Raw genomic sequence first — 11,314 nt, forward strand, 5'->3', positions numbered from 1 at the left:
TCAATTTGAAATTCAAACTAAATAAGAGAAAACTTTTAAAATGGATTGGCATTAGTCTAGGTGCAATCCTGATTTTGCTTATTTTACTGATTTTGAGCTTACGAATTCCGGCTGTACAGAATTATGTAAAGGACAAACTCATTGTTTATCTGGAAGATAAAATTCAAACAGAAGTACATCTCGACAAAGTTTATATCGCTTTTCCCAACCGAATTCTGCTCGAAAATCTGTATTTACAAGGTCAAGAACTCGATACATTATTGGCCGTCCGAAATTTGGATGTAGGATTGAATATGTGGAAATTGCTTGATTCTCAAGCCGATTTCACCTCGATTGATTTGCAAGGCGTTCGCGCCAATGTCGTGCGAAACCCTGACGGAACTTTCAATTTTGATTATATTCTCGATGCGTTTGCAACCGACGAAAAAGAAGAAGAATCCAAGCCATTTATCATTTCGCTCGATAAAATCGAATTGCAAGATATTGGGATTAGTTTCATCGACAATCAATCTTCAAATGATATCAATGTGTTTTTCAATCACCTGAAAACCCGGGTAAAAACTTTCGACTTGGAAGAAAATTCTTATGCGTTAGATGAATTGAATCTCGATGGATTAAAACTACGATTGCATCAGGATTTTGTAGAAGAAGTGGCAGAAAATGTCGAGAAAACAGTGGACTCACTCAATCAGCAAAAACCGATGAGCATTGATTTAAACGCTGTTAAATTCACCAATTTCAATGTGGATTATGGCGATGACAATGCCCAAACCTATGCGAAAATCTTGTTCAAGGAATTAAGTGCCGAAATCGATGAACTTGATCTGCAAAATAATTCCTTCGAAATCGACAAAGTTCTTTTGTCCGGTGCACGCATAAAGGCTGATTTATTCAGCCCGGAAAATTCACAGACGGAAACTACCGATGATGAAAGAAATAAAACAATTACTTCTACTCCCAAATTGATTTTGAATCAATTGGTGTTGGAAGACGTAGAAGCGGTTTACAATAATACCGCAATGGCAAACACTCAGCAAGGAATCGATTTCAATCATTTGGATTTCTCCGATTTAAACTTGGAATTGAGAAATTTTCAGATGGAAAATAATGAATTTGTCGGGAGAATTGAATCGGCCGAGATCCAAGAAAAATCAGGCTTACATATTCAAGAATTTCGGACCGATTTTGCTTATCAAGCCCAGCAAGCTTTTTTGAAAAACCTTTACTTGCAAACGCCCAAAACCATTTTACGCGATGAAATTGTTTTGAATTATTCTTCCATTGCTCAATTAAGCGAAGACTTAAGCAACGTCGAAATTTCAGCTGATTTGTACAATTCCAAAATCGGATTTTCCGATATTCTTACCTTGGCTCCCGATTTACGAAATACAACACCCTTCAATAAATATCCGAATGCTTCGCTCCATCTCGATGCGGAAATCAATGGAATTATCAGTGATTTATTCATTCAAAATCTGGAAGTTTCCGGATTGGATGATTTAAAACTTAAAGTTCGCGGGCGACTTCGAAATGCGACAAATCCTGAAAATATTTATTACGATTTGAACATAGCGGAATTTTCTTCTTTATCCAAAACCATTTACAACCTGGTTCCGCCCAATACCATTCCGCCCAATATTTCCTTGCCTTCTTCTTTCACCCTTCGCGGAAAAGCCAAAGGCACAACCGAAATCATCTATGCCGATTTAAAACTCAATTCCACATTGGGAAATGCGGCCGTTTTGGCCAATTTGAATATGCGTCAGAAAAATCGGGAAACCTATGATGTAAAAGCCAATTTACGTGATTTACAAATCGGAAAAATCATTCAAAACAAAGAATTGGGAGCTATTTCGGCCGATATATCCGCAAAAGGTGAAAGCTTTGATTTTGCCCGGGCAAATGCCGATTTAGCGGGCGATGTAGCTTATGTGGATTACAATGGCTATCGCTATCGAAATATGAATTTGATAGGGAAAATCCGAAATGGAAATTACGATATCGAATTGATTTCCAAAGATCCAAATGCCGATTTGAATTTAGTTGCTTCGGGTATTTTCAATGAAGAAAATCCTACTGTAAAATTAGACGGAACCATTACCAAACTGGATTTGAATCAACTTGGGTTTTATGCCGATCCTATGATCTTGGCCGGAAATATAGCCGCCGATTTTACCAATTTAAATCCCGATGAATTGAACGGGTATTTACATCTGAAAAATTTTGCTATTTCCGATACAGAAGAAGTCTTTCCTATTCAAGATTTGACATTGAATGCGCTTTACACTGCAGATTCGACCAAAATTAATTTGCAATCGCAAGTAGTGGATTTGGAGTTGAACGGAAAATACAAAATCACCCAAATTTTTGGTTCGCTTCAACAAACGCTTAATCAATACTATGAATTCCAGCCAGTTGGGGATTCCGCCATCATAGATCCCAATCAGTATTTTACCTTGGATGCAAGAATCAAAAATGACGATTTGATTCGGAAATTCCTACCGGATTTACAGAGTTTTGAAACCATTGTCATTAACGGAAATTATGATGCCGACAGTCGGAAACTTGAATTGAATGCAGAAATTCCCCAAGTTTCCTATGGCGAATATTTGGTCGAAAATGCGCGTGTCCAAATTCAAAATGAAAATCAGGCCATTCACTACAAATTAAATGTCGCCGGATTGAACAGCGAAAGTTTTGCTCTGAACCGTTTGAGTTTGTTTGGCGATGTGGCCGATAATGTCATTCGCTACAATTTGATTAAAAAGGATGAAAAAGAAGACAACCAATTTTTAATTGCGGGAACGGCGGAATCTTTAGGTGAAGTTACCGAAATATCATTGAATCCGGACGGATTGAAATTGGATTATAAAGATTGGGCAGTGGCCGAAAACAATAAAATTCAAATTGGACCTGACGGCATTTTTGCCGATAATTTCCGTATTTCCAATCAAGGGAATGAAATCCTTGTTCAATCTGAATCCAATTCACCCAATAGTCCGCTCAATGTAGAGTTTACCGATTTTGAAATTGCCAATATCACCGAAATCATCCGCAAAGATTCTTTGCTAGCCGAAGGAAGAATCAACGGAAATGTGCAGCTGCGAAACCTCACCGAAAACCTGAACTTTACGTCCGATTTGACCATTCGCGAATTGGGTGTTTTTGGTAATCCAATAGGCGATTTGGCGGTTAAAGTAAACAATACCGCCGGAAATATCTTGAATGCCGATGTAGCCCTAAGCGGTAATAACAATGATGTGAAAATTCTAGGCGATTACAATTTGGAATCCGCTAGTTTTGATTTGGCGATGGACATCAACCGTTTACAAATGCAAAGTGTTCAAGGTTTATCGATGAACCAGATCATCGAGTCGGAAGGTTATCTATCCGGAAATTTGAACCTCACCGGCACAACAGAAGCACCGAGGATTTTAGGTTCGGTTCAGTTCAATGATGTAGGCTTGCAAATTGCCCAAACGGGTAGCGATTTCCGAAATATCAACGACGAAATTGATTTTACGCAAAGAGGAATCGAATTTGACAATTTTAAAATCAACGACAATGACGGGAATTCCCTGAACATCAACGGACAAGTGCTTACCCAATCTTACCGTGATTTTGCATTCAATTTGGATTTGACGGCCGATGATTTCAAGGTCGTAAATTCAGAGAAAAACAACGAAGCTATTATGTACGGTGTGCTGTCCATTGATGCCGATTTGCGCATTCGCGGTGATTTGGATTTACCTATCGTGGACGGAAATTTAGCCGTAGCAGACGATACCGATTTCACATTTGTCCTTCCCCAAGAGTCGCCTACACTTCAGGAAAGAGAAGGAATTGTGGAATTCATCGACAAAGACCAACCGGTACTCAATGAGACTTTGGTTGAAAATACCTTGAATTCCCAAACCAATTTTACCGGAATGGATGTCAACGTAAATATTGAAGTGAGCAAAGAAGCCAAAATGTCGATTATTATTGACAAAGCCAATGGCGATTTCGTGGAACTTCAGGGAGAAGCAGATTTAACGGGAGGAATCGATCCATCGGGGAAAATAACGCTCGTCGGTGTTTATCAGGTTGAAAAAGGTGGATACGAACTCTCGGTGAGTATGTTGCGAAGAAAGTTTGACATCCAAAAAGGAAGTACCATTACCTGGAATGGTGAACCCACCGAAGCAACGCTGGACATCACCGCCATTTATAAAACCGAAGCACCGCCGATTGATTTGGTGGAACAACAAATCTCCGGAAAGTCCAATTCCGAAATGAACCAATACAAACAACGAATTCCATTCAATACCTTATTGAAACTCAAAGGAGAATTATTGAAACCCGAAATTAGTTTTGATATTGAAGTCGACGAAGAAAATGCAGGGGTTTCCACAATGGTTTTGGACGATACCAAACAAAAACTTCAGCAATTAAGGAACGAAGAATCGGAGTTGAATAAGCAGGTTTTTGCTTTGCTTTTGCTCAATCGTTTTGTGGGCGAAAACCCATTTGACAGTGGTTCGGGGCTTTCGGCCGAATCATTGGCTCGTCAGAGTGTGAGCAAAATTCTTTCCCAACAATTGAACAACCTTACCGAAGATTTGATCGAAGGTGTCGATTTGAATTTCGATTTGGAATCTACCGAAGATTATACATCCGGACAAAAAAATACCCGCACCGATTTGAATGTGGGCGTTAGCAAAAGATTGCTCAATGATCGTTTGAAAGTTTCAGTAGGCAGTAATTTCGGGATTGAAGGCGATGCGCGTCAAAATGAAAATACAACCAATATCGCCGGGGATGTGACCATTGATTACAACCTTTCCAAAGACGGCCGGTATATGTTGCGCGCCTATCGAAAAGACGAATACCAAGTGGCTTTGCAGGGACAAATCGTAGAAACCGGCGTGGGCTTTATCATCACTTTGGATTACGATAAATTCCGCGAAATCTTTCAGCGAAGCAAGGAAAAAAAGAAAAACAGAAACAAAGAAGTAGAATTTAAATAATGGGGAAAATTCATACATACATTCGTACGACAATGGTTTCGGGATTGGTCCTTTTGATTTCTTCTTGTAGCAATACGAAATACTTGAACGAAGGCGAAATGCTCTTTACCGGAGCCGAAGTCAAGATTGAATCAGACTCAATTCCACGCAAAGAACAAAAGGAATTAAAAGAAAATTTAGAAGAGAATTTAACACCCAAACCCAATTCTTCTTTTTTGGGCCTTCGGCCGAAATTATTCTTCTACAACATCACCAAAGAACCCGAAAAAGACAAAGGATTGCGTTATTGGATGAAGTACCGATTGGGCGAAGAACCGGTTTTATTGCAAGATGTAGACCGAGAATTCAACCGAGAAATTTTGGTCAACTATGCCGAAAACAAAGGCTATTTCAATGCAACTGCATCCTACGATACGATTTCCAAAAATAAAAAAGCAGAGATTCATTACACCGTAAATCCGGGCGCACAATATAAATTGGGCTTGGTTGAATATGAAAAAGATACCACGCTGATCAATACCGAAATTCAAAAATTAACCGATAAATCACTGCTCCAAACAGGTGAACCCTTTGATTTGGATGTGATCAAAGCCGAACGGGAACGAATCGACCGAAATCTCAAAGAACGGGGATTTTATTATTTCAGTCCGGAGAATATACTCGTTCAGGCCGATAGTACTGTTTCCAACGACCATAGAGTCGATTTGAATGTAAAATTGAAAGACAATACGCCGCAATTGGCCAAAGAACAATTCACCATCGACAAAGTAATTGTTTTTCCCAATTACAGTATGGATGAAGTGAAACTGGGCCGATATGGAATCCCAATGCATATCGATACTCTTTCGGGATATACCTATGAAAATATATATGTGGTGGATCACGAAAATAAGTTCAAACCCAAAATTTTTGACCGTGCGCTTTATTTCAAAACCGGTGATTTGTACAATCGATCCAATCATAATTTAAGTTTAAGCCGATTGATTAATCTTGGCGTTTTCAAATTTGTGAAAAATGAATTTGTCGTTTCAGATTCGGTCAATCAAAAGTTTGATGCGTATTATTTACTCACGCCAAGAGAACTCCAATCATTGCGATTGGAAGCATTGGGCCGAACAAATTCTGCAAATTATGCCGGAAGTGAGTTAAACCTGAATTGGACCCATCGCAATATATTTCGAGGTGCCGAACAATTGAAAGTCGCCGTTTTTGGTGCTTTCGATGTGCAGATGGGAGGACCGAAAGATGCCGCCAATATATTCCGCGCCGGTGCCAATGCACAATTGTCTATCCCACGAATTGTCGCGCCTTTTCGATTTCAATCTTCCAGTGCATTTGTTCCCCGAACCAATATTTCGATCGGATATGAATTTATGAACCGAACCGAACTCTATACACTCAATAATTTCAATGCTTCATTTGGATATGTTTGGAAAGAAAATGAACGGAAAGAACACGATTTAAAAATACTGGACATTACCTATATTTCGCCTGCCAATATCACCGAGAAATTCGATTCGATTTCGGCCAATAATCCATTTATGCAACGAATCGTAGAACCGCAATTGATTTTTGGACCAGTTTATTCGTACACCTACACCAATACGATGTTGCCCAAGAAAAACACGATTTATTACAGAGGTCGTTTGGATTTAGCGGGGAATTTGGCGGGATTAATTTCGGGTGGAAATGCAAAAGAAGGAAATCAAAAAGAAATATTTGACGTTCCTTTTAGTCAATATGCCAAAATTGAAAACGATTTCCGATTTTACCATAAATTAAATGATAAAAATTCCATTGCTACTCGTTTAATCGCCGGCGTTGCGTATCCGTATGGAAATTCCGAATACATCCCTTTTTCACGTCAATTCTTCATTGGCGGAAGCAATAGTATCCGTGCGTTTCGTGCCCGAACTTTGGGACCGGGAAGTTTTGATCCGAGGACTTTGGACAATGCATTTTTCTTCGATCAATCGGGTGATATAAAATTGGAACTCAATGCTGAATACCGACTCAATCTCTTTAATTTCTTGAATATGGCCGTTTTTGCCGATGCAGGAAATATATGGTTGGTCAATGAAGACCCCGATCGTCCGGGAGGAAAGTTTTCCAAAAATTGGTTGGACGAAATAGCTGTGGGAGCAGGATTGGGATTGCGAATGGATTTTTCAATTTTAATACTTAGACTGGATTTAGCAATGCCGCTCAGGGTGCCTTACTTCGAAAAAGGAGATCGCTGGGCTTTTGACAAAATTGATTTCGGTAACAGCGACTGGCGGAAAGACAATTTGATTTTGAATATCGCGATTGGGTATCCTTTTTAGAAGGTAGAAATTAGAGGGTAGAAGTTAGAATTTAGATTGTTGATTGAAAACTCAAACTCAAAGCACAAAACTCAAAGCGAAAAACACACAACTCAAACTGCAAATCGCAAAAAAAACTGCACTGAGATTCAATGCAGTTTTTCAAAAAGGAAACAAAACATAAACGAAAACATTTTGAGGGAAAATTTCATTTTCCGTTCAAATACTTAGCAATGATATGAAAAGTTTTTATGCCGATTTATGATTGGAGTCATAAAGTATAAATATTTAAAAATTAGCTATTTAGGAAATATTAATCTTTTGTTAAAGCTTAAATTATTTGAACTGGAAGGCTCATTATTTGATTTGGCTTAAGAAAATCTAAAAATTATGGACTTGTAAATTTTAAATTCAGAAACGGAATATCCCGGCTGCTACTTTGTGGTAGACAAAGAGGCCACGTCGTTAAAAACAACCATTGACCCTCAGTTTGGGGTTGAGAGTGTGCCTTTTAAACGAATTCAAGAAAAGGAAGAGGAGCAAATTCTAAACCTGTATCGAAAAGGGGGCGCCCCCGAATGGGAGATAAATTTTGGGGGTGAAAAGGATTTTTACATTGCCCAGCTCAGAAAATGCAAACTCTTCTAAAAAAGAAAGAGGTACAATTGGCGCGATTTTGGGATTCCTAATTAGATCAAAGAATTTGTATATGTTTTATCCTTACACTTTTGGTTGGTCCAAAACATCGCAATCGGGCTATTTTCTCTGTTTTACTCTATTATTCCAATCATAATCCACAGCTGGTACGAAACTTATCTTTGAGTTGAATTCTATTATTATTTCCTCGATAGAATTCGTTGGGTGTTTTTGCGGGATGGTGGCTACGGCAAGGACTGAAAAATAACACTTCAATTCAACCGAAAATATAGAAACCGAATTTAAGTGTATAACTTCAAGGCCGTTTTCAATTTGTTTTGGATCTCATCGGCCAGGGATTTTGGTTGTAAAACTTGGATAAATTCGCCATGAGAAAGAATTTCCTGTACAAAATCATAAGTGGGAACAATTTTAAGTTGGACAATCATTTCACCATTTTTATCTTGTAAAATCTGCTGCGAATGATGAAGCGGCATGGTTCTGATATAATTTCCCTGACCATTTATAAATTTCAATCCAATGATTTGGGGAGATTTTTCTCCCGGACCGACGATCCCAAAACAATCTTTGAAAAATTCTTTTGCATTGATTTTTTGCGGAAATTGAAATTTGGTTTGGGTGATTTGCAAAGCAAATAATCTGTCCAATCCAAATGTCCTGAACTCTTTTCTCTCCAAATCATACACAAAAACATACCATCTTTTCTTGAATTCTTTGAGCAAATAAGGCTCAACTGTTCTGATTTCGACATCTTCTGACCAGAATTTCTGATAACGAAATTGGATCTGAAAACGATTTTGAATGGCATAGAGCAAACCGCTGAGATTTTCCGTCCCTTCCGGTTTTCGGGTGTCAAACTGGATGAATTCTGAGAAAGATTGATTCAGGTTCAGAACTTGAAAAACATCCAAAGCCTCAAACATCCGTTCGCTGTATTCGTCCTGTTGATCTTCGTTGATGAAATAAACTTTTCTCGATCGATCAAATTTGATTTCAATTCCATAAAGTGTTTCGATCTCCTTAAGATCTCGTTGAAAAGTCCGCAAAGAAACTTCCAAATTCAATTCATGGAGTTCTGATTCAGATTGGAATTTATCGAGAATTTCATCAAAAGAAGCGGGATGATTTCTGAGTTTCTGAATGATGATGCGGTGACGGGAAAGGGATTCTTGTTTGGACATAAGTTTTCTCAATTGTTTTCATTTTCAAATTTAAGAATTCAAAGCGACATAACACGTCGTTTGTCCAAACATATTGCAAATGGAAAACCAAAATTAATTATTCCTTAAGCTTTTTTTCTTTGATTTTATCCCGATAAATGGCACCCGGACTTCCAAACATAAAGAATAATTTTCTCCGAATTCCTTTTGCTTGTTTCACATCGGCATAGATGTCTTTGTATTCGTGAAAATTCAGGTAAAGCGGATTCATGCTGGTGTTGATTTTGGTCGTCAATCCGTAGGTGGGTCTTTCCTCCTCCGGTTGATAAGTCCCAAATAATTTGTCCCAAAAAATAAAAATGGCAGAGAAATTCTTGTCGATGTATTTTTCTTCCGATCCGTGGTGAACACGGTGATTGGAAGGTGTCACCAATAATTTTTCGATCCAAGGATGAAGTTTAGGAACATGGTCTGTATGTTGCCAGAATTGAAATAAGACCGAAATCTGATTGGCAATAAAAAAAATAACCGGATGAAATCCCACTATGGCAATCGGAATAAAAAAGATGGTTTTGAAATGTTGGATCCAGCTGAGCCGGAAAGACACCGTGAGATTGTAACTTTCCGCCGAATGATGCACCACATGCGTTGACCAAAAGAAACGGTTAAAATGGGAAATGCGGTGCGACCAATAACTGCAGAAATCATATAAAATTAGACAAGGAATCAGCGTCCACCAATTGAGCATCATGCGCCAGGGAACCAGGTTGTATAAAAAAATACTGCCATAAATGAGGGTAGCTTTAAAGAAAAGGTTAATGGCCACATTGCCCAATCCGACAAAGAGTGAGCCTAGTGCTTCGGTGGTATTGTAACTTTTTTTTCCTTCTTTCCAGGAATACCAAATTTCTATTAAAGTGAGAATTGCCATAACGGGAATCGCATATACAATCAAGTTGGCTGATTCGCTTTCCAGAGAAGTTACATCTAAATAATCAATTTTTGGGGCACCCAACAGTTCATTAAAATCATCAAACATCGCATGAAAGATAGGGTTTCTAAATTTAATGAGTAAATGAAGCCCTTTAACGGAAGATGGGGTTTAGAATTTCGATGTGTCGAAGTAATTCTATAACTGTAGTCAGACAGCGGTAAAAAAGTATTAAATAAAAAGATTGTCTGCTTCGCAGAGTTTCAGGTTTCAGAGTTTGAGGTTTCAGTTTTCAAAGTTTTTCTCACCAATTTACTTCATCGTATTGTATCACCACAAGGAACACAATTTTAAATAAAATAGAGCCCGGTATTCAAATAAATTTTCGTTAATTCCTTTTCATACTCTATCCATACTCTATCTATACTTTATCTTTTCCTGAAAATTCTTTGTTTTTAACCTACTTAAATGGCTACACCACTTCCGCCTACGACTTTGATTCCTTCCTGAAATCTTTTCCAAAATCGTATGTATTGGTATCGGGCTTCAAAGGGTTCGGCTTGGTAAGTTCCTTTTAAATCGACCAACAAAACCACAATGGCCAAATCATCCATTGTTTGAAGTTCTTTTATCTCGGGATCCAGCCGGTTAATTTTCAGATGACCGCTGCGGTAGGTTTCCAAATCTTTTTCTTTGGTGAGGATTTCTCCGCCGGGAGCAATAAAAAGTAAATCTTCATGCAAAAGCACATCCAACTCTTTGAGATCACTGTTTTTAATGGCTTCATATAGCCGGTTTTCCTGTTCTAAAATTTCTGTTTTTGTCATTTATATATCTTAATTTTTTGATAATTCTAATTGGAAGATTCATTAAAATTAGATGCCTTTTTCATTTTTTAAAACGATTATCGTATTCAATCGCATAAACGATCCCCTATTCCAATACATTCGGGTAGATTCTGGTGTAAAATAAAAATCCATATACGAACCCTCTATACTGTGCATATCATGATTGTTGCTGGAAAATTCTAATTGATAATGCAAATGTCCTGTGTTCTGCGCTTTTATCATTCCGAATACCATCAGAATGAGAAGCAGTAAAAGTAATGTTTTCATGCTCTTCGAGTTTACACAAAGTTGATGAAATTTACGATGGTAGAGAGAATTTATTTGAAGTGTGAATCAATTGAAGATAGGGTTTACGGGAATCCGTATTATTAGATGATAATTATTGTTTATTTTCGGGGATTAAAAT

6 protein-coding genes are annotated in these 11,314 nt (G+C 38.0%); 2 read left to right on the plus strand and 4 right to left on the minus strand.

What is annotated here, in order from left to right:
• Positions 1–5: 5 nt before the first annotated feature.
• A complete protein-coding gene (locus tag HU137_RS00335; protein ID WP_182041824.1) occupies positions 6–5,009 on the plus strand; it encodes a translocation/assembly module TamB domain-containing protein in 5,004 nt (1,667 codons plus the stop codon).
• A complete protein-coding gene (tamL, locus tag HU137_RS00340; protein WP_182041825.1) occupies positions 5,009–7,333 on the plus strand; it encodes a translocation and assembly module lipoprotein TamL in 2,325 nt (774 codons plus the stop codon). Before HU137_RS00335 ends, tamL begins: the two co-directional genes overlap by 1 nt.
• 917 nt (positions 7,334–8,250) lie before the next feature.
• On the opposite strand, the gene HU137_RS00345 is transcribed toward tamL, so the two are convergent.
• From HU137_RS00345 to HU137_RS00360, 4 genes are all read right to left on the minus strand, one after another.
• A complete protein-coding gene (locus HU137_RS00345) occupies positions 8,251–9,150 on the minus strand; it encodes a helix-turn-helix transcriptional regulator (protein WP_182041826.1) in 900 nt (299 codons plus the stop codon).
• Positions 9,151–9,247: 97 nt separating this feature from the next.
• Complete coding sequence (locus HU137_RS00350) at positions 9,248–10,168, minus strand: sterol desaturase family protein (protein WP_182041827.1); 921 nt, start codon at positions 10,166–10,168, stop codon at positions 9,248–9,250.
• A 356-nt stretch (positions 10,169–10,524) separates the two neighbouring features.
• Positions 10,525–10,887, minus strand: a complete 363-nt coding sequence (locus HU137_RS00355; RefSeq protein ID WP_182041828.1) for a nuclear transport factor 2 family protein — start codon at positions 10,885–10,887, stop codon at positions 10,525–10,527.
• A gap of 48 nt (positions 10,888–10,935) precedes the next feature.
• Positions 10,936–11,175: a hypothetical protein gene (locus HU137_RS00360; RefSeq protein WP_182041829.1), complete on the minus strand. Its 240-nt coding sequence runs from the start codon at positions 11,173–11,175 to the stop codon at positions 10,936–10,938.
• Positions 11,176–11,314: the final 139 nt, after the last annotated feature.

The sequence above is a fragment of the Moheibacter lacus genome (assembly GCF_014042165.1).
In the GTDB taxonomy this organism is placed as follows: Bacteria; Bacteroidota; Bacteroidia; order Flavobacteriales; family Weeksellaceae; genus Moheibacter; species Moheibacter lacus.

Bases quoted from the DNA above. Each gene is read 5' to 3' on its own strand.
- tamL (WP_182041825.1), top strand. From the start codon at position 5,009: ATGGGGAAAATTCATACATACATTCGTACGACAATGGTTTCGGGATTG.
- HU137_RS00350 (WP_182041827.1), bottom strand. From the start codon at position 10,168: ATGTTTGATGATTTTAATGAACTGTTGGGTGCCCCAAAAATTGATTAT.
- HU137_RS00345 (WP_182041826.1), bottom strand. From the start codon at position 9,150: ATGTCCAAACAAGAATCCCTTTCCCGTCACCGCATCATCATTCAGAAA.
- HU137_RS00360 (WP_182041829.1), bottom strand. From the start codon at position 11,175: ATGAAAACATTACTTTTACTGCTTCTCATTCTGATGGTATTCGGAATG.
- HU137_RS00355 (WP_182041828.1), bottom strand. From the start codon at position 10,887: ATGACAAAAACAGAAATTTTAGAACAGGAAAACCGGCTATATGAAGCC.